The organism is Kribbella sandramycini, assembly GCF_013131805.1.
GTDB classification, from domain to species: Bacteria; Actinomycetota; Actinomycetes; order Propionibacteriales; family Kribbellaceae; genus Kribbella; species Kribbella sandramycini.
In genome coordinates, this window is sequence record NZ_JABJRC010000010.1 from 288,444 (window position 1) to 305,814 (window position 17,371).

At 69.2% G+C, this 17,371-nt stretch carries 20 protein-coding genes and 1 riboswitch; of the genes, 10 read left to right on the forward strand and 10 right to left on the reverse strand.

Features of this window, described 5'->3' with window-relative positions:
• Positions 1-163: 163 nt before the first annotated feature.
• Positions 164-1,021, reverse strand: coding sequence for a helix-turn-helix transcriptional regulator (locus tag HPO96_RS33335; RefSeq protein ID WP_238355761.1), 858 nt, complete (start codon positions 1,019-1,021; stop codon positions 164-166).
• Positions 1,022-1,250: 229 nt separating this feature from the next.
• Here HPO96_RS33335 and HPO96_RS33340 point away from each other — a divergent pair, with 229 nt between their 5' ends.
• The 3 genes from HPO96_RS33340 to purM all read left to right on the forward strand — a co-directional run bounded on the left by HPO96_RS33340 (position 1,251) and on the right by purM (position 4,151).
• On the forward strand, positions 1,251-1,397 hold the full coding sequence (locus HPO96_RS33340; protein ID WP_171678377.1) for a hypothetical protein: 147 nt from the start codon (positions 1,251-1,253) through the stop codon (positions 1,395-1,397).
• 78 nt (positions 1,398-1,475) lie between these two features.
• Positions 1,476-3,038 (forward strand): amidophosphoribosyltransferase, encoded by a 1,563-nt coding sequence (gene purF / locus HPO96_RS33345; RefSeq protein ID WP_171678378.1) that lies wholly within the window; start codon positions 1,476-1,478, stop codon positions 3,036-3,038.
• 39 nt (positions 3,039-3,077) lie between these two features.
• The gene (gene purM / locus HPO96_RS33350) at positions 3,078-4,151 is read left to right on the forward strand and encodes a phosphoribosylformylglycinamidine cyclo-ligase (protein WP_171678379.1); all 1,074 of its coding nucleotides are present in this window, start codon (positions 3,078-3,080) and stop codon (positions 4,149-4,151) included.
• Between the two features lie 575 nt (positions 4,152-4,726).
• On the opposite strand, the gene HPO96_RS33355 is transcribed toward purM, so the two are convergent.
• From HPO96_RS33355 to HPO96_RS33365, 3 genes are all read right to left on the reverse strand, one after another.
• Positions 4,727-4,915, reverse strand: coding sequence for a DUF3073 domain-containing protein (locus HPO96_RS33355; RefSeq protein ID WP_171678380.1), 189 nt, complete (start codon positions 4,913-4,915; stop codon positions 4,727-4,729).
• 205 nt (positions 4,916-5,120) lie between these two features.
• Positions 5,121-5,930, reverse strand: a complete 810-nt coding sequence (locus HPO96_RS33360; RefSeq protein ID WP_171678381.1) for an ABC transporter permease — start codon at positions 5,928-5,930, stop codon at positions 5,121-5,123.
• A gap of 29 nt (positions 5,931-5,959) precedes the next feature.
• Complete coding sequence (locus HPO96_RS33365; protein ID WP_171678382.1) at positions 5,960-6,847, reverse strand: ABC transporter ATP-binding protein; 888 nt, start codon at positions 6,845-6,847, stop codon at positions 5,960-5,962.
• 143 nt (positions 6,848-6,990) lie between these two features.
• On the opposite strand from HPO96_RS33365, the gene HPO96_RS33370 reads away from it, so the two are divergent.
• Positions 6,991-8,184: a sensor histidine kinase gene (locus tag HPO96_RS33370; protein ID WP_171678383.1), complete on the forward strand. Its 1,194-nt coding sequence runs from the start codon at positions 6,991-6,993 to the stop codon at positions 8,182-8,184.
• Complete coding sequence (locus HPO96_RS33375) at positions 8,181-8,843, forward strand: response regulator (protein WP_171678384.1); 663 nt, start codon at positions 8,181-8,183, stop codon at positions 8,841-8,843. The genes HPO96_RS33370 and HPO96_RS33375 overlap by 4 nt, the downstream gene beginning before the upstream one ends.
• 111 nt (positions 8,844-8,954) lie before the next feature.
• On the opposite strand, the gene HPO96_RS33380 is transcribed toward HPO96_RS33375, so the two are convergent.
• Complete coding sequence (locus HPO96_RS33380) at positions 8,955-9,797, reverse strand: C40 family peptidase (RefSeq protein WP_171678385.1); 843 nt, start codon at positions 9,795-9,797, stop codon at positions 8,955-8,957.
• A riboswitch (cyclic di-AMP (ydaO/yuaA leader) is annotated at positions 9,797-9,965 on the reverse strand. (Overlaps the previous gene by 1 nt.)
• Before the next feature lie 282 nt (positions 9,966-10,247).
• Positions 10,248-11,210 (reverse strand): pyridoxal-phosphate dependent enzyme, encoded by a 963-nt coding sequence (locus tag HPO96_RS33385; protein WP_171678386.1) that lies wholly within the window; start codon positions 11,208-11,210, stop codon positions 10,248-10,250.
• Positions 11,211-11,303: 93 nt separating this feature from the next.
• Between HPO96_RS33385 and HPO96_RS33390 the strand changes: the two genes are divergently transcribed.
• Positions 11,304-11,666 (forward strand): YciI family protein, encoded by a 363-nt coding sequence (locus HPO96_RS33390; RefSeq protein WP_171678387.1) that lies wholly within the window; start codon positions 11,304-11,306, stop codon positions 11,664-11,666.
• Positions 11,667-11,723: 57 nt separating this feature from the next.
• On the opposite strand, the gene HPO96_RS33395 is transcribed toward HPO96_RS33390, so the two are convergent.
• The 3 genes from HPO96_RS33395 to HPO96_RS33405 are packed head-to-tail and all read right to left on the reverse strand — an operon-like array spanning position 11,724 to position 13,227.
• Entirely contained in the window at positions 11,724-11,909 is a 186-nt protein-coding gene (locus HPO96_RS33395) for a YegP family protein (RefSeq protein WP_171678388.1), read from the reverse strand.
• 51 nt (positions 11,910-11,960) lie between these two features.
• A complete protein-coding gene (locus HPO96_RS33400) occupies positions 11,961-12,554 on the reverse strand; it encodes a GNAT family N-acetyltransferase (protein ID WP_171678389.1) in 594 nt (197 codons plus the stop codon).
• 4 nt (positions 12,555-12,558) lie between these two features.
• On the reverse strand, positions 12,559-13,227 hold the full coding sequence (locus HPO96_RS33405; protein WP_171678390.1) for a TetR family transcriptional regulator: 669 nt from the start codon (positions 13,225-13,227) through the stop codon (positions 12,559-12,561).
• Positions 13,228-13,310: 83 nt separating this feature from the next.
• Between HPO96_RS33405 and HPO96_RS33410 the strand changes: the two genes are divergently transcribed.
• A complete protein-coding gene (locus tag HPO96_RS33410) occupies positions 13,311-14,735 on the forward strand; it encodes a DHA2 family efflux MFS transporter permease subunit (RefSeq protein ID WP_171678391.1) in 1,425 nt (474 codons plus the stop codon).
• A 14-nt stretch (positions 14,736-14,749) separates the two neighbouring features.
• On the opposite strand, the gene HPO96_RS33415 is transcribed toward HPO96_RS33410, so the two are convergent.
• Positions 14,750-15,214 (reverse strand): NUDIX hydrolase, encoded by a 465-nt coding sequence (locus tag HPO96_RS33415; protein WP_171678392.1) that lies wholly within the window; start codon positions 15,212-15,214, stop codon positions 14,750-14,752.
• A 28-nt stretch (positions 15,215-15,242) separates the two neighbouring features.
• Here HPO96_RS33415 and HPO96_RS33420 point away from each other — a divergent pair, with 28 nt between their 5' ends.
• The 3 genes from HPO96_RS33420 to HPO96_RS37705 form a co-directional block, all read left to right on the forward strand.
• A complete protein-coding gene (locus HPO96_RS33420) occupies positions 15,243-15,728 on the forward strand; it encodes an HAD domain-containing protein (protein ID WP_171678393.1) in 486 nt (161 codons plus the stop codon).
• 9 nt (positions 15,729-15,737) lie between these two features.
• Complete coding sequence (locus tag HPO96_RS33425) at positions 15,738-16,142, forward strand: hypothetical protein (protein WP_171678394.1); 405 nt, start codon at positions 15,738-15,740, stop codon at positions 16,140-16,142.
• A 1-nt stretch (position 16,143) separates the two neighbouring features.
• Positions 16,144-17,371: hypothetical protein (locus HPO96_RS37705; RefSeq protein WP_202886700.1), on the forward strand; the 1,228-nt coding region annotated here is incomplete at its 3' end.

Sequence of the window (17,371 nt, forward strand, 5' to 3'; positions counted from 1 at the left end):
CCGCGAAATTGCCGGCCGGTGACCTCGTGATTCATTTCCGGTAGTGATTCCTCTGGGCGCAAACTGGATATCAGGTACGACGCTGTGAATCATGAACGTGCAGTACTCGGGGAGCTGAATTCACTGGCGCAGGATCGACCGGGTATCCGTCTCGGCCAGGCTCTTAGACCCACCCGCGTTTGGCGGCTGCTACTCCTAGCTCGAAGCGGCTCGCGGCGTCGAGGCGCTCGGAGAGGTTGGCGGTGATGCGGCGGGCGGTGCGCAGCGAGATGCCGAGGAGGCGGGCTACCTGCTCGTCCTTGGCGCCGCCGGCGAGCAGACGAAGTACTTCGGCCTCGTGGGGCGTCAGCGGAGACTCGTTCTCGCGGTCGTCGGGCTCGAAGAGCTCGGAGGCGCGGGCCCAGTAGGAGTCGAACAGGGCCTTGGCCACGTTGACGACCGCGGGGCTGCGGTGGATGACCGCGCCGGCGCTCTGGTTGTCCGGATCCATCGGCATGATGGCGATCTCGCCGTCGAAGATGAGCAGCCGCATCGGGAGCGTAGGCGTAGCGCGGACTTCGCCGCCCAGCCGGTGGATGCTCCGGGCGTACTCACTGGCGCCCTTCGACTCCATCATGTGCTGGAGGTAGACGGCGCGCATCTTGATACCGCGCTCCAGTAGCGGCGCATCCGGTGAGCCCTCGTCCATCGGCCGAACGACGTCTTCGAGGTGGACCGGAATCAGGGCCCAAAAGCTCGTGCGAGCCTTCAGGGCCAGCTCGTCGATCCGGCGAGAGGCGTTGGCACGGCCCTTGATCACCTCGACGTCACCGCTGCTGCGCGCGGTCAGCAGTTCGTTGTACTGCTCGGCGACCACCTCGGCGCTGGCCTCGGCCTCCCGGAGGAGCCCCAACTCCGCATTGAGCTGGGTCCGGCGGCGTTCGGCGAGGTTCGCCAAGCCGACCCGGGGGTGAACAGCGTGTTCGCCCTCGGGATTCGCCCAGGTCGGCACCAGCAGCTCGAGCTTGCGGAGCCTGTTCATCAGCTCATGTACATCGTTTACGGATCGATCTACTAGCGCGGCAATCTGCTCCGGCGTAGCGTCCGGGTGACTGAGGAGGGCGTGATAGACCGCAAAGGTGGCTTCATCCACACCGAGCGGATCGAGCACGAAATCCTCCTCGTGAACCTGTCGGAACCGACCATATACAGAGAGCGTCGAGATGGCGCGCTCAATGTGCGGTTCCGGGATTATTTCGAAAGGACAGGTTGTGATCAAGAAGATACTCTCCGCCGTCATTGCGGCCGTGTTCGCGGCGGCCCTGGCGATCGCGGCCTCAGCGGAGCACAAGGCAGTGACCGCCGGCGACGACCCGGCCGGGGCCTGCGGCGCCTGCTGGACTCAACCTTTGCTGTAGCCACCTGAGGCCGACCCCGCCCGGTCGGCCTGAATCGGCTCGTCAGGGGCACGGCTGTCTGTCGCGTAGACTGCGGGGGTGGCTCGTGGCGATGGTCGGCTCACTCATGATCTGGACCCTCAGGACCTGGGACCGCAGGACGCCTGTGGCGTCTTCGGGGTTTGGGCGCCGGGGGAAGAGGTCGCCAAACTTACCTATTTCGGGCTCTATGCTCTGCAGCACCGGGGGCAGGAGTCGGCGGGGATCGCGGTCAGTAACGGGAGTCAGATCCTCGTTTACAAGGACATGGGGCTGGTCAGCCAGGCCTTCGACGAGGCGACGCTGGCGTCGCTGCGGGGGCATATCGCGATCGGGCACTGCCGGTACTCGACCACCGGGTCGAGTGTGTGGGCCAATGCGCAGCCGACGTTCCGGTCGACGGCGACCGGGTCGATCGCGCTCGGCCACAACGGGAACCTGACCAACACCGGTGAGCTGGCCGCCAGTCTGAACGGCGGCGGCGACCTGGATCTCGGGCTGGACGCCGAGGCCGAGCACGCGAAGGCGAACGCGAAACACAACGCGTCGTCGGACACCGACATCCTGACGTCGATGCTCGCCGGGTACCCGGATCTGACCGTCGAGCAGGCCGCGGCGAAGGTGCTGCCGAAGGTGAAGGGTGCCTTCAGCCTGATCTTCATGGACGAGAACACCCTGTACGCCGCTCGCGACCCGCAGGGCATCCGCCCGCTCGTATTGGGCCGGCTGGAGCGCGGCTGGGTGATCGCGAGCGAGACCGCCGCGCTGGACATCGTCGGCGCCAGCTTCATCCGCGAGGTGGAGCCGGGCGAGATGGTCGCGATCGACGCCGAGGGGCTGCGCTCGCAGCGGTTCGCCGAGGCGGACCCGAAGGGCTGCCTGTTCGAGTTCGTCTACCTGGCCCGCCCGGACACCCAGATCTCCGGCCAGCGGATCCACTCCACCCGGGTCGAGATCGGCCGCCGGCTGGCCCGCGAGCACCCGGCGGACGCCGATCTGGTGATCGCGACCCCGGAGTCCGGCGTCCCGGGCGCGATCGGGTACGCCGAGGAGTCCGGCATCCCCTACGGATCGGGCCTGGTCAAGAACGCGTACGTCGGCCGGACGTTCATCCAGCCGAGTCAGACCATCCGCCAGCTCGGGATCCGGCTGAAGCTGAACCCGCTGCGTGAGGTGATCGAGGGGAAGCGGCTGGTCGTCGTCGACGACACGATCGTCCGCGGCAACACCCAGCGCGCGGTGATCCGGATGCTGCGCGAGGCCGGGGCGAAGGAGATCCACGTCCGGATCACCGCCCCGCCGGTGAAGTGGCCGTGTTTCTACGGGATCGACTTCGCCAGTCGCGCCGAGCTGATCGCGAACGGGCTGAACACCGAGGAGATCTGCCGCTCGCTGGGCGCCGACTCCCTCGGCTACATCGGCCTGGACACGCTGGTCGAGGCGACGAACGTGCCGAAGGAGCGGCTCTGCCGCGCCTGTTTCGACGGCGTCTACCCGGTCGCGCTGCCCGACCCGGAGCAGTTGGGCAAGCATCTGCTCGAGGTCCCGGAACGCACCGACGCCGACGGCCTGGCCGCGGTCGTCGGTGGCGGCGGCGCCGCCGACGCCCTGAGTCGTCCGTAACACTGGCGTCCCGAGCGACGTCGTACCGAGGAGAAGAACGTGAGCCAAGGCGCGAGCTACGCCGCCGCCGGAGTCGACATCGAGGCCGGTGACCGGGCCGTCGAGCTGATGAAGGAGTGGGTCGCGAAGGCGACCCGGCCGGAGGTGGTCGGTGGTCTCGGCGGGTTCGCCGGGCTGTTCGACGCGTCCGCGCTGACGTCGTACCAGCGGCCGCTGCTGGCGACGTCCACCGACGGGATCGGGACGAAGGTCCAGATCGCGCAGCGGATGGACAAACACGACACGATCGGGTTCGACCTGGTCGGCATGGTCGTCGACGACCTGGTGGTCTGCGGCGCCGAGCCGCTGTTCATGACCGACTACATCTGCACCGGCAAGGTGGTCCCGGAGACGATCGCGCAGATCGTGAAGGGGATCGCGGAGGCGTGTGTCGAGGCCGGTACGGCGCTCGTCGGCGGCGAGACCGCGGAGCACCCGGGCCTGCTCGAGCCCGACGAGTACGACGTCGCCGGCGCTTCGACCGGCGTCGTCGAGGCGGCCGAGGTGCTGGGCGCGGAGCGCGTCCGCCCCGGGGACGTGGTCGTCGCGATGGCGTCGTCCGGGCTGCACTCGAACGGCTACTCGCTCGTCCGGCACGTGTTCTTCGACCGGGCCAAATGGGCGCTGGACCGGGAGGTCCCCGAGCTCGGCGGGACACTCGGCGAGACCCTGCTGACGCCGACCCGGGTCTACGCCAAGCACTGTCTCGAGCTGATCCAGGCGCTGAACGGCGCCGACGACCGGCCGCTGCACGCGATGTCGCACATCACCGGCGGCGGTTTCGCGGCGAACCTGGCCCGCGTCATCCCCGCGGAGCTGTCGGTCCGGATCGACCGCTCCACCTGGACGCCGGCCCCGATCTTCGGCCTGGTCGGCCTGCTCGGCGACGTCGAGCTGCTCGAGCTGGAGAAGACGCTGAACATGGGCGCCGGGATGGTCGCCGTCCTCGCTCCCGAGGTCGCCGACCAGGCGATCGCCGAGCTGGCGGCCCGCGACATCCCCGCCTGGGTCTGCGGCGAAGTCCTCGCCACCCCCGGCGGAGCCGTCACCCTCGAAGGCTCCTACGCCAAGTAAGCAGACGCCCGCTCCCGATTCCCACCCGCCCCGTTTGCTGGGCTGCCCCACCCCCCCCGTTTCCTGGGCTGACCCACCCCCGCGTTTCCTGGGCTGACCCACGAACGCGGGGCAGCAGTCGCCCGTTTGCTGGGCGGGCCAGCCGGGGGTGGGGTGGGCCAGGCGCCTGCAGTAGGCCCACCCGCCGTTTCGTGGGCCGGCCCAGCAGATGGTGAGGTGGGCTGGCCCAGCAGATGGTGGGGTGGGCTGGCCCAGCAGATGGTGAGGTGGGCCGGCCCAGCAGATGGTGAGGTGGGCTGGCCCAGCAGATGGTGAGGTGGGCCGGCGCACCAAGCGGTGAGGTACGGGCCGCGGAGCGGCCGGGCATGCGTGAACCCGCGACGGGCGCGGGGGTGCTTGCGCGCACACATCCACCGAGCGGTCGCCCCAGGCGGTGCGGTGTGCTGCTTCGGCCCGCCGGCCTCGGCAGCACACCTGCATCGCGTGGTGCTGGTGTGGTGGAACTACGTCGGACGCACGGAGAGCTACTCAGGCACCCGCAGGGGCGCTGAGCAGCTCAGCCGGGCTGATGTTGCTTACCGACGGGGGTGGTAGTCGTCGGCGTCGCTGTCGTCGCCGTCGTTGTCGCCGTTCGCAGAGTGGTTCCCACCCTGGTCTCCGCCGGACAGCTCTCGCTTGAGCTGGTCCAAGTCGGTGTCCCAGGTGCGGTACTTCAGGTCGCGTGCGACCTTCGTCTGCTTGGCCTTTGCACGGCCGCGCCCCATAGCGTCGACCCCCTCGCACAAGTCAACCGGGTACGCTGCGTGGCGCCCACGGATCAGTCGTCAGTAATCGTGGTTCAAGGATACCCGGAGCTGAGGATCGACACACGCACCGGCCCCCTGGCCGGACCCCGAAGAGGTCCGATCACACGGCAGATGGGGTGAACCGGTCCCCTCAAACCGGTCCACCCCACCGCGTCCGTGGGTGTTACTTGACCTCGCGACGTGAGCTAAGCCACAGTCCGACGATGGTCGGCAGGACCACCCAGACGCCGATCGCGGTCAGCGTCTCGGGCAGCATCCCGTTCAGGTCCCGCTCGGCGATCCGGCCGAAGGCGGAGAAGACGTCCAAGTAGTTGGCGTTGTCCTTGAACAGCGCCGGCCCGGCCAGCGACCAGGCGGTCGGGGCGATGAAGAAGACCAGGATCGCGACCGCGGTCTGGGCGATCACCGCGCCGAAGGCGGCGCCCATCACCACGTTCAGAGCCATCATCAGGTACGAGCTGGCGAGCAGCCCGCCCAGCCCGGCGTACGTCGCGCTGTGGTCGGTGACAGCCCCGGCCAGCGCCGTTCCGAGCAGGGCGAGCAGGACGACGCCCGTCATCACGACCGCGCTCAGCACGACCGCCGAGACGAACTTCGCCAGCTGGACCCGGACCCGGCGCGGCGACAGCGTGAACGTGGTCAGCGCCGTCCGCTGCGTCCACTCCGACGTCATCGCCATCACGCCGATCACCGGCAGGATCAGCATCGCGCCGGTCGAGCCGGCCCCGAGGAAGCCGTCGACCCCGGCCGCGCCCTCGGGCAGATGGGTGAACTGCCAGGTCATCGCGGCCAGCGCGATCAGCAGGATGGCGCCGATCAGGACCCGGCCGCTGCGGGTGTTCACGGATTTACGGAGCTCGATCGTGACGAGCTTCAGGAACGACTGCCCGCGCGCCGGCGGCAGCGCGGTGGCCACCTCGGCCCGGTGCTTGGCCGGGGCGACGGGGGCGATCTCTTCGGTCAACGTGCTCATGGTGTTCGTCTCCAGGAAAGTCGGGGTGATCAGGCGGCGGCCGCGGGCTCGGCGGTGAGCTGGAAGAACAGGTCTTCCAGGCCGGCGCCGTCGCTCTGGCGAAGTTCGAGCAGGACCTGGCCGGCGGCGGCCGCGGCGCGGCCGACCTGCTCGGCGGTGGCGTCGACCCGCAGGCCGCCGTCGTGCAGCGGCTCGAGGCTGAGGCCGGCGGCGGTCAGCGCCTGGTTCAGGCCGATCGGGTCCAGGCCGCGGACGAGCGTGCCGGAGCCGGCCAGCAGCTCTTCGAGCGAGCCGTTGGCGACGATCCGGCCGCCGCCGATGACGACCAGCCGGTCGACGGTCGCCTGGACCTCGCCGAGCAGGTGGCTGGACAGGATCACGGTGCCGCCGCGGGAGGCGAAGTCCTGGAGCAGGCCGCGCATCCAGCGGATGCCCTCCGGGTCCATGCCGTTGGCGGGCTCGTCGAGGATCAGGACGGCGGGGTCGCCGAGCAGCGCGTTCGCGATGCCGAGCCGCTGCCGCATGCCGAGCGAGTACTGACCGACGCGGCGCTTGGCGGCGTGCGTGAGGCCGACGGCCTCCAGCATCTCGTCCGCCCGGCGCTTCGGGACGCCGAGCAGGCTGGCGTTCAGCGCCAGCGTCTCCCGGCCGGTCCGGCCCGCGTGCTGGGCGGCGGCGTCCAGCATCACTCCGACGACCCGGCCCGGGTTCGGGAGTTCGGCGTACTTCTTGCCGGTGATGGTGGCGGTGCCGGACGACGGGGGCGTGAGCCCGGTGAGCATCCGCAGCGTGGTGGACTTACCCGCGCCGTTGGGGCCGAGAAAGCCGGTAATGCTGCCCGGCTGCACGGTGAACGACACGTCCTGGACAGCCGTGGTGCTGCCGTAGCGCTTGGTCAGGTTCTCGACGGTGATCATGGCAACTACTCAACCGTTTCGGACCCTCCCCGCACATCGGACGACCGGCTGCGGAAACCCCCTACGAAAGTCTGTACTCCGGACCTCGCGTACTAACCGAATGGGGGACGTCCCCGCCTACCGTCCGCTACTACGCTGAACCAATGCAACGTCTGCGCCGGTGGTACGCCTGGTGGCGGACGCATGCCCCGCGGATCCGCGACTTCCTCTACATCGCCTTCAGCCTGCTGGCCGTGGTGGCCCAGGCGAGCACCGGCAGCGGCTGGACCCCGAAGGACTGGGTCGTCCTGGCCACCGGGCTGATCGGCGCCGGCGCGCTCTACTGGCGCCGCCGGTTCCCGGTCCTGGTCACCGTGATCAACGTGCTGATGATGCTGATCGGCGGCATCTTCGTCTCGCTCGGCTTCGCGCTGGTAACGCTGGCGATCCGCCGGCGCGATCTCGTCCTCGCTCTGCTGACCTTCCTCGGGTACGTCGCTCTGGTCGTGAACAGCGGCTTGACCGAGGAGGCGTTCTGGGTCTCGGTGTTCACCGGCCCGTTCATGATCGGCACCTGGGTGGCGATCGGCGCGTACGTCGGCGCCCGGCGCGACCTGGTCGCCTCCTGGCAGGACCGCGCCGAGCGCGCCGAGGCCGAGCGCGAACTGCGCGCCGAGCAGGCCCGCCTGGGGGAGCGGGCGCGGATCGCGCAGGAGATGCACGACGTCCTGGCCCACAAGGTCTCGCTGATCGCGCTGCACGCGGGCGGCCTGGAGGTGAATCCGGCCGTCGGCCCGACCAAGGTCGAGGGCTCGGCCAAGCTGATCCGGGAGACGGCCCGGCAGGCGATGGAGGATCTGCGCGAGGTGCTCGGCGTCCTGCGCTCCGACGTCAGCGTCGACGGCGCCGATCTGGCGCCGATCCCACAGGCCGCGGATCTGGATCGCCTGGTCGCCGACTCGCGCGCCGCGGGGGTGACCGTGTCGAGCGACATCACGCTGCCACCCGACGTACCGGTCGCGGTCGGGCGGACGGTCTACCGGATCGTGCAGGAGTCGCTGACCAACGTGCACAAACATGCTCGGGGCGCGTCGACCGAGGTCGTCGTCTCCGGGACGCGTGGCGACGGCGTGGCGGTGCGGGTGACGAACGTCCGGCCGGTCGCAGCTGATTCACTGCTCCCGGGCGCCGGCGCGGGTCTGGTCGGGCTACGCGAGCGGGTCGGCCTGGTCGGCGGCCGACTGACGACCGGCCCGACCGCGGCCGGTGGCTGGCGGGTCGAGGGCTGGTTGCCGTGGCCCGAGGGCCGCGAGGCCGAGAGCGCGGCGCCGGTGAGCGTGGACGAAGGGGAGCGATGACAACACGGCTGTTGATCGTGGACGACGAGGCGCTGGTGCGCGCCGGGCTGCGGATGATCCTGGAGTCCGACGGCGAGCTCGAGGTGGTGGCCGAGGCGGACGACGGCGCGGATGCCGCCGCGATGGTGACCAAACACCAGCCGGACGTCGTCCTGATGGATATCCGGATGCCGCGGCTGGACGGGCTGGCCGCGACCAGGGCCGTGCAGGCGCTGCCGGATCCGCCGAAGGTCGTCGTCCTGACCACCTTCGATCTGGACGACTACGTGTTTCGGGCGCTGCAGGCCGGGGCGAGCGGGTTCCTGCTGAAGGACACGCCGCCGCGTGAGCTGGTCCAGGCGATCAAGGTCGTCGCGGCCGGGGACGCGATGCTCTCGCCGGCGGTGACCCGGCGGCTGATCGGCCACTACGCGAAGGACTCGCGCACCGAGCGCCGCCGGACCGGTCAGGAGCGCGTCGGCAAGCTGACCGAACGCGAGCGCGAGGTGCTCGTCGAGCTGGGCGGCGGCCTGCCGAACGCCGATATCGGTCGCAAGTTGTTCATGAGCGAGGCGACCGTGAAGGCACATGTCTCCCGGCTGTTGGTGAAACTGGATGCCAGCAACCGCGTCCAGGCGGCGATCATCGCCTACGAAGCCGGTCTGCTCACCGACGACTGAGGACAAACGAAACCGGCCGGGGGATCGTCGGAGGGGTGGGGGTCGACGATCCCGCGGCCGGTCTCAGAGGTCAGCGGCTCTGGGGGGAAAGCCGCTGACGGGAGTGGACTGTCAGACGCGCCCGAAGGCGACGCTCTTGGTCCAGATCTTGCCCTTGGAGATGCGCGTCCCCGGCTTCGAGGCGTGCCACAGGGTGTTGTTCCCGGCGTAGACGCCGACGTGGTAAACGCCGCCGCCGCCGTTCTTGAAGAACACCAGGTCGCCCGGCTTCGCAGCGGCGCGGCTGATGTGCTTGGTCGCGGCGTACTGCTGACGCGACGTGCGCGGCATCTTCTTACCGGCCTTCTTGTACACGAAGCCGGTGTAGCCGGAGCAGTCGAAACCGCGGGCGCTCGTGCCGCCGTAGCGGTACGGCGTGCCCTTCAGCTTCGCGGCCTCCTTCAGCACCTTCTCGCGGAAGATCTGCGCCTTGATGCCGCCCTTGTTGCCGTAAAGCACCTTGTGCTTCGCGGCCCAGGTCAGGCGACCCCAGGTGGCGTGGTCCGGGCTGCCGGTGACCTTGAGGCCCCAGGACGCCTGGAACTTGCGCAGCGCGACGATGGTCGTGTTGCCGTAGTAGCCGTCCGGACCGAGGCGCAGCGCGCGCTGGACGAACTTCACGGTCGGGCCCTTGTCGCCCTTGCGCAGGGCCGGGCGAGCCTTGACCGGCTGGTAGCCCCGGGCCTGGGTCGGCGCGGCGGCCTTGGTGGTGGCGGCCTCGGCGGTGGCCGGGGCGGAGGTCAGGCTGACCAGGGCGCCGCCGCTGACGGCGAGACCCACGGACAGCACGGTGGCCGCGGCCCGCGGAACGGCGGACTTCGACGGCTTGCGGTGCTTGGCAAGACCCCGGATCGCGGAGTCGTTGGTATGACTGACGGCGCGCGAAAGCGACGTCCGTCGGGCGGTGACGGGCATGGTTGTCTCCCGACGCCTACGGAGTTAGCTGTCGGGTTCGGGCTGGGAAATCTCGCCCGGTCCACTCCCGTGGACTTCACCCCAGGGCACCGACCACTCACGGTCGGAACCCAACCTCCTGGGTCCCCCACCTCTGCCATGGTTGTTCGAGGGGAGCGCAGGCGCCTGGCAGAGCTCGGCGTGACGCCTGTGCGGTTCGTGTTGTTTACCGAACCGCCGACGACTGTATAACAGAATGATCACGACGCAAACCCTCGAATCGACAGAGACCCTCCGAAAAGGCCTTGAGAGCCTCTCTGACGGATCAGGGAGTCTTGATGAACACCAGGTGTCCTGAGCGTGTTTCCGGGGCGCTCAGGCGGCAAATGGCGGCCTCGGAGTGATCTGGGTCACAAGCAATGGTCGCTGACTGTGACAACGGGCACAGCGCGTACTCAGGGCCGCCTTGGTTCAGGCCTTTCCGAGCAGCTCCAGGAAGCGCTCCAGGCCCACGTTTCCGCCGCTCAGCACCACCCCGACGCGCTCCGGCAGCCCCTGGATCCGCCCGGACAGCAGCGCGGCCAGCGCGCTCGCGCCACTCGGCTCCAGCACGATCTTCAGCCGCTCGAACGCAAACGTCATCGCGGCCCGGATCTCGTCGTCGCTGACCAGCTCGAACGCCTCGACCAGCCGCCGATTGATCGCGAAGGTGAGCTCACCCGGCTGCGAGATTGCCAGCCCGTCGGCGATCGTCCGCGGGACGTCGATCGTCACCCGCTCGCCGGCAGCCAGCGACCGGGCGTGGTCGTCACCCGCGGCCGGCTCGACGCCGATCATCCGGATCCCCGGCGACATCAAGGTCGCGGCCGTCGCGCAACCGGCCATCAGGCCGCCGCCCCCGACCGGCGTGAGCAGCGCCCCGAGGTGGCCGACCTCCTCGATCAGCTCCAGCGCCACCGTCCCCTGCCCGGCCATCACGTCGACATGGTCGTACGGCGGGATCAGCGCGAGCCCGCGATCGGCCGCGAGTTCGGCGGCCAGCGCCGCCCGGTCCTGCGTGTAGCGGTCGTAGTGGACGATTTCCGCGCCGTACCCCTTCGTGGCCGCGAGCTTGGTCGGCGGCGCGTCGGCCGGCATCAGGATCGTCGCCCGCGTCCCCGCCATCCGGGCCGCCAGCGCGAGCGCCTGCGCGTGGTTCCCCGACGAGTACGCCGTGACGCCGCGCGCGAGCTGGTCGGGGGAGAGGCGGCTGACCGCGTTGTACGCGCCGCGGAACTTGAAGGCGCCGATCCGCTGGAAGTTCTCCGCCTTGAGGAAGACCTGCGCGCCGACCCGCTCGTCCAGGGTCCGTGAGGTGAGCACCGGCGTCCGGTGCGCGACCCCGGCGATCCGCTCGGCGGCGGCGCGGACATCTGTGAGACTCAAGTCGGCCATGGGCTGACGCTATCGCGATGTCAAAGTCGCGCGGCCGGCTCCGTACTCATGAACGAGAGGCCCTGATCGCGGGCCGGTTCCGAAGGAGACACCGTGAAGTACCTGCTGGTCCTGAACATCAACCCCGACGTGCTGACCGCGCTCTCCGAGGCCGAGCAGCAGGCCATTTTCGAGGGGCACGACAAGTTCATGAAGCTGACCAAGGAGTCGGGGGAGTTCCACAGCACGGTCGCGCTGGCCGAGCCGGCGAAGTCGACGGTGGTGAAGGTTCGCGGCGGCGTGCCCGCGGTCTCCGACGGGCCGTTCGTCGAGGCCAAGGAGTTCCTCGGCGGCTACTACCTGATCGACGTCGCGTCGCACGAGCGGGCGGTCGAGCTGGCGGCGCTGATCCCGGACGCCGGGATCGAAGGGCTCGGCGTCGAACTGCGGCCGGTCGCGTTCTCCGACGGGGTCTGAGAACGGCCAAGGGGTTTCTCCACAGGTTGTGGAGAAACCCCTTGTTTTGCTGGAGTCTCAGTCCGTCTGGTCGTCGACGTTCGCCTCGGCCGCGTTCTTCTTGATCGACTCGATCCCGTTCAGCGCGGCGGCCTTGCTGCCGTAGCTCTCGCTGCTGGTCGCGATCACCTCGCCGTTACCGGCCTTCAGCCGGAAGCGGAACTCGCCGGACTTGTCCTTGTACAGCTCGAACTTCCCCGCCATCGGTATACCTCCACCTGGATTGGTATCACTCCGCCAGCGAGCGTAGCGCCGTCAGCCCGCCGGTACGTCCCGCACCACGCCGGGCGGACCGTCCCAGCCCGGCCACGGCCCGGGCGGCTGGGCGTCGGCGTCCGGGCGCTCTTCTTCCAGCGTCTTGTACGGCTTCAGGCCGCGGGCCCGGTAGTTGCCGAGTGCCGCTGGGCCGTCGAGAGTGTTGGTGTTCACCCAGACGCGTGTGATCGGTTGTACGTCGCTGTGCCGCTCGTGCAGCGTCCAGGCCTGTTTCAGGCCGACGGTCAGGAGGTGTCCGCCGATGCCGCGGCCGATGAAGTCTTTGAGCAGGCCGAAGTTCTCGATCTCGACTTCGCTGCCCACTCCGCGCAGTGCGACGTACCCAGCGGGGACTCCGCCGACCCAGGGCACGTAGGTCTCGAAACCGGGCCTGCTCAGCCACTCCAGCCACTGCTCCCGGTTCCAGCCGAGTTTGCCGATCCAGTGCCAGTGGCCGCCCACTGCGGTGTAGAAGTAGCGCGCGAACTCGGGCGACACCTCCTCTACCGCTCTGACCTCGATGGGCTGTTCCTTCGCCGGAACGAGCTCCTCCGGGCTGTGCTGCTCCAGGTAGGTCAAGACGCTGAGTGCCAAACCGCTACTCCTTCTTCAGCACGCCGCAGATGCCGGCGACGACCAGCTCGATGCCGAGACCGTAGTACCGCTCGGTTGACGTCGGGCAGACCAGAGTGTCGGCCGCTGCGGTGATCAGTGGGTACTTGCGCGGCGGCAGCCCGCCGAGCGCCGCACGCTTCTTCCGCAGCGAATCCTCGCGCTGCTCCGGGTCACCGAGCTCGCGGGTGATCGGATCGGTCGTGACGAGCGTGATGAGCGAGCAGATCGACTGCCGGCCGATCTCCGCCGCGTCGTCGACCGAGAAGCCGCCCTGGGTCAGCAGCTCCATCGTCCGCTCGCCGATCTGCAGACCGGGCTCGGCGACGAGCATGCGCAGCAGCGTCAGGTCGGCCAGCCGCGGATGCGCGCGCAGCGCGTTGACGAACGCCGTCAGCACCGCGTGCAGCTGTTTGTCCCACGGCTCGTCGGTGGGCGCCGGGAGTACGACGTCCTCGAGCAGGCGGTCACCGAGGGCGGCCAGCAGGTCGTCCTTGTCCTTGAAGTGCCGGTAGAGCGCCATCGGCGTGACGCCGTGCAGCTGGGCCAGCCGGCGCAGGGTGACCGCGGCCGGACCCTCCTCGTCGGCGATCGTCAGCGCGCTGTCGACAACCTTCTGCGGATCCAGGCGGCGGGGCGTCTCCTTGGTGATCACGTTGACAAGTTTACACCGTAGACCTACGGTTTACGAGGTACGCATACAGCGTATACATACAGCGTAGACTCTGTGAGGTCGAAATGCGACGCAGTCCCTGGGCCACCTTGGCGGTGCTCGCCCTGGCGCAGTTCATCGTGGTCCTCGACGTGACGATCGTGAACGTCGCGCTCCCGGACATCCAGACGGATCTCGGCTTCTCCGCCGACTCCCTGCAATGGGTGATCAACGCCTACACGCTGCTCTTCGGCGGCTTCCTGCTGCTCGGCGGCCGGATGGCCGACCTGCTCGGCGCCCGCCGGGTCTTCGTCGGCGGGCTGATCCTCTTCGGCGTCACCTCGCTCGTCGCGGGCCTGGCCAACTCACCCGAGTTCCTGATCGGCGCTCGCGCCGTCCAAGGGCTTGGCGGCGCGCTACTCTCACCGGCCGCGCTGGCGATCCTCACCATGACTTTCGCGCACGGCCGGGACCGGAACATCGCCATGGGCGTCTGGGGCGGACTCGCGGGTCTCGGCGGCACGCTCGGTGTGGTGGCTGGCGGCGTACTGGTCGATTCACTCAGCTGGCAGTGGGTCTTCTTCGTGAACGTGCCGATCGTGATCGCACTGGTCGCAGTGGTACCGGTGTTCGTACCGGACCTGCGTCACCACGTCGGACGGCGCACTTTCGACACCCTGGGCGCGTTGCTCGGCACTGCGGGTCTGCTGTCGATCGTGTACGGCGTCGTCCGGTCGGAGCCGCGTGGCTGGGCGTCGTTCGAGGTTCTCGGCGTACTGATCGCCGGAGTCCTGCTCATGGTCGCCTTTGTCTTCGTGGAGCGGCGTTCAGCGGCACCTCTGGTTCCGCTGGGTCTCTTCCGCTCCCGCGCGCTCAGCATCTCCGGCGTCTCGCTGGCACTGAACGGTGCGTCGTTCTTGTCGATGTTTTTCTTGACGGCCATTTACTTGCAGCAGGTGCGTGGCGACAGTGCGCTGGACGCCGGTGTGCACTTCTTGCCGATGGGGATCGCTGCGATCGTTGGCGCCGTACTGTCGGCCCAGCTCGTCCAGCGCCTCGGCACTCGGACCATCCAGCTCGCCGGCACCGTACTGAGTGCCGCTGCGCTGCTCTGGCTCTCACAGGCCCACGCAGCCGGCAGCTACGCCACAGAACTACTGCCTGGCTTCATTCTGCTCGGCTTCGGCATCGTCGCCGTCAGCGTCCCCGGCCAGATCACCGCAGTCTCCGAAGTGCGACCAGCTGAGGCCGGTGCGGCGTCCGGCGTCGTCAACGCCATGTACCAGGTAGGCAGCGCCCTCGGCCTCGCCGTAGTCACCACCCTCTCCATCAGCCACACCACCTCCGAGCTCACCCACGGCGCCACCCAACAGCACGCCCTCGAAGCCGGCTTCGAACGAGGCCTCCTAGTAGCCGCCCTCTTCGCCGTAGCCAACGCACTCCTCACCCTCGCCACCCCCCAACTCCAACCCACCGCCGAACAACTAACCGAAGCAACCGCCGCCGCCTGACCCACCGGTGCCCGTCAGTGCCGAACCAACCCACCGACGGGCACCCCCGGCACATGCCCCGTCGCCGGCCGCTCGAGCGCCAACCGAATCCCCACATCCACCAACCCCGACCGCTCCAGCGAAGGCACCTCCGTCAACGGCGTCCACACCGACTCCGCCGTGTCCCCGTTCGGCTCCGGCCGTAGAACCCCGCCAGTAATCCGCACCTCGTAAAACACCCCCACGTTCTGGTGCATCTCACCCCGCACCGCCTCACTCGCCGGAATCACCCGCGAGTCCACCCCCAACAACCGCTCCACCACCCCACTCAGCCCCGTCTCTTCAGCCACCTCCCGCACCACCGCATCAAACGGATCCTCCCCCTCCTCAACCCCACCCCCCGGCAAAGTCCACCAAGACCCACCCACCCCCACATACCGCCCCAACAAAACCCGCCCACCCACCAAACAAACCCCATAAGCCGCCAACCGAAAACTCATCCCCCCACCCTGCCACTACCGTTGCTGCGTGCCTCGTCCGCTGCTGTTCCTCGACGTCGACGGTCCGCTCATCCCCTTCGGCGCGGCGACGCCGTACCCCACCTACCGAACGGCCGACGGCTCGAACCCGCTGCTCGCCCGCATCGATCCGGCGCACGGTGAGCGGCTGTCGACCCTCGGCTGCGACCTCGTCTGGGCCACGACCTGGATGGACGACGCCAACGAGGCGATCTCCCCGTTGCTCGGCCTGCCCACGCTCCCGGTGGTCACCTGGCCCGATGCCCCGGACATCCCAGGCCTGCATTGGAAAACACCCGGCCTGATTGCCTGGGCCGCCGGTCGCCAGTTCATCTGGCTGGACGACGAAATCACCGTGGCCGACCGCTCCTTCGTCGTGACGCACCACCCCGCGCCGGCGCTGCTTCATCGCGTGGACCCGAGGACTGGGCTGACCGCGGCTGATTGCATGAAGCTGCAGGAATGGTTGGTTCAGGCGGGGCGGTCGGCTGGCTAGAGTCGCGGCGTGGACTACGAGACTCTGAGTGCCGAGGTGCTGGCGGCGTCCGATCGGTTGGTGGGAGCGGACGCGGGGGCGATCGCGGACGAGGTGCTTCGGTTGACGGAGTTGGCGGAGCAGATCCCGGATGAGTTCGACCGGTTCCGCGGGAAGGCGCGTGCGGCCAAGCTGCCGACGCTGATTTCCGGTCCGCCGATCGGCACGAGTCCGGAGTACGAGCGGGCGACGCAGCTCGTCGGCAAGGCGATGAGCGCGACGGGCACCTCGGCCGAGCGGATCGCGATCGCCGACCAAGCGGCCACGGAGATCGCGGCCCTCGCCGCGGCCGCGCCGGATTCGGAGTCCGGCACGATCTTGCGGATGAACTCCGCAATCGCCCGCCTGATCGAGAAGCTGCGCGCGGACAGCTGACGTGACGGAGTTCGGGCCGGAGATCGAGCCGGGGTCGTTCGAGTACGACTGGATCGAATCGGTCATCCGCTCGGTCGAGCGGCGTACCGGATCCCGCACCACCTGGAACGGTCGCATCTACGAGGAGCCCGACAAACGCTACGCCGGTACGGCGCACGCCGACGGCTCGATGACCGTCAGCCGGCGCGAGGTCCTCGAGCCGCTGCGCAAGGCGTACTCCGGACGCCGTCTCTCGGCCAAGGACGCCGATCGAATCCGCGAGGCCGCGGCGACGGTGACCCACGAGTCGGTCCACCTCTCCTCACACACCGGCGACCACACCGCCCCGCACAGCCACTGGCCCGACGACGACGCCGGCACCGCGCTCGAAGAGGGCCTCGCCGAAGTCTGGACCCACCGCCACCTCGACGACGTCATGGGCGACGTCGGCCTGGATCGCGCCGTCCCCGCCGTCCTCACCGCAACGAACCGCGACTCCTACCCGGCGTACACGGCCGCCACCGGCGACTTCACCAGAGGCCTCGCCGAACGCACCGGCCGGACCAGCGACGACGTCCTCAACACCCTCATCAGAACCGAACAAACCCAACGCTGGAACGCCGCCGCGGACCTCGTCCTCGACACCAACCTGGTCCCACCCGAACACCACCCCGGCGCCCGCCACCACCTGATCGAACCCACCCGCGACCAGTTCGCCCCCCTAGCCACCATCACCGACCAACAATCCCTCAAACCCCCCGCCCAATCCCAAGCCGGCCACACCGCCGCCACCACCGCCCTCCACCACCTCGACGACCGCCGCACCACCATCCACTCCCACTACCTCCACCCCCAACCCCCCACCCCGCACCAAACCCCCCAACCCCCCACCCGCCCAAGACCCACCCCACCCGACCCAGCCTCCGAACCAGAGCCGAAGCCGGAACCCGAGTCGAAGCCGGAACCCGAGTCGGAGCCGGAACCAGAGCCGGAGCCTGAGTCGGAGTCTGGGCCCGAGCCTGGTCCGGAACCTGAACCCGAGCTCGACCCAGAAATCGAACCCGAGCCGGAGTCCGAGTCCGACCCTGAGCCCGACCCGGAGCCGGAGCCCGACCTGGAACCCGAGCCCGACCCGGAGCCGGAGCCCGACCCGGAGCCGGAGCCCGACCCGGAGCCGGAGCCCGACCTGGAACCCGAGCCCGACCCGGAGCCGGAGCCCGACCCGGAGCCGGAGCCCGACCCGGAGCCGG

Excerpts from the sequence above, each read along its gene's own strand:
- HPO96_RS33335 (WP_238355761.1), bottom strand. The coding sequence starts at position 1,021 with ATGAACAGGCTCCGCAAGCTCGAGCTGCTGGTGCCGACCTGGGCGAAT.
- HPO96_RS33355 (WP_171678380.1), bottom strand. The coding sequence starts at position 4,915 with ATGGGGCGCGGCCGTGCAAAGGCCAAGCAGACGAAGGTCGCACGCGAC.
- HPO96_RS33360 (WP_171678381.1), bottom strand. The coding sequence starts at position 5,930 with ATGAGCACGTTGACCGAAGAGATCGCCCCCGTCGCCCCGGCCAAGCAC.
- HPO96_RS33365 (WP_171678382.1), bottom strand. The coding sequence starts at position 6,847 with ATGATCACCGTCGAGAACCTGACCAAGCGCTACGGCAGCACCACGGCT.
- HPO96_RS33370 (WP_171678383.1), top strand. The coding sequence starts at position 6,991 with ATGCAACGTCTGCGCCGGTGGTACGCCTGGTGGCGGACGCATGCCCCG.
- HPO96_RS33375 (WP_171678384.1), top strand. The coding sequence starts at position 8,181 with ATGACAACACGGCTGTTGATCGTGGACGACGAGGCGCTGGTGCGCGCC.
- HPO96_RS33380 (WP_171678385.1), bottom strand. The coding sequence starts at position 9,797 with ATGCCCGTCACCGCCCGACGGACGTCGCTTTCGCGCGCCGTCAGTCAT.
- HPO96_RS33385 (WP_171678386.1), bottom strand. The coding sequence starts at position 11,210 with ATGGCCGACTTGAGTCTCACAGATGTCCGCGCCGCCGCCGAGCGGATC.
- HPO96_RS33395 (WP_171678388.1), bottom strand. The coding sequence starts at position 11,909 with ATGGCGGGGAAGTTCGAGCTGTACAAGGACAAGTCCGGCGAGTTCCGC.
- HPO96_RS33410 (WP_171678391.1), top strand. The coding sequence starts at position 13,311 with ATGCGACGCAGTCCCTGGGCCACCTTGGCGGTGCTCGCCCTGGCGCAG.
- HPO96_RS33415 (WP_171678392.1), bottom strand. The coding sequence starts at position 15,214 with ATGAGTTTTCGGTTGGCGGCTTATGGGGTTTGTTTGGTGGGTGGGCGG.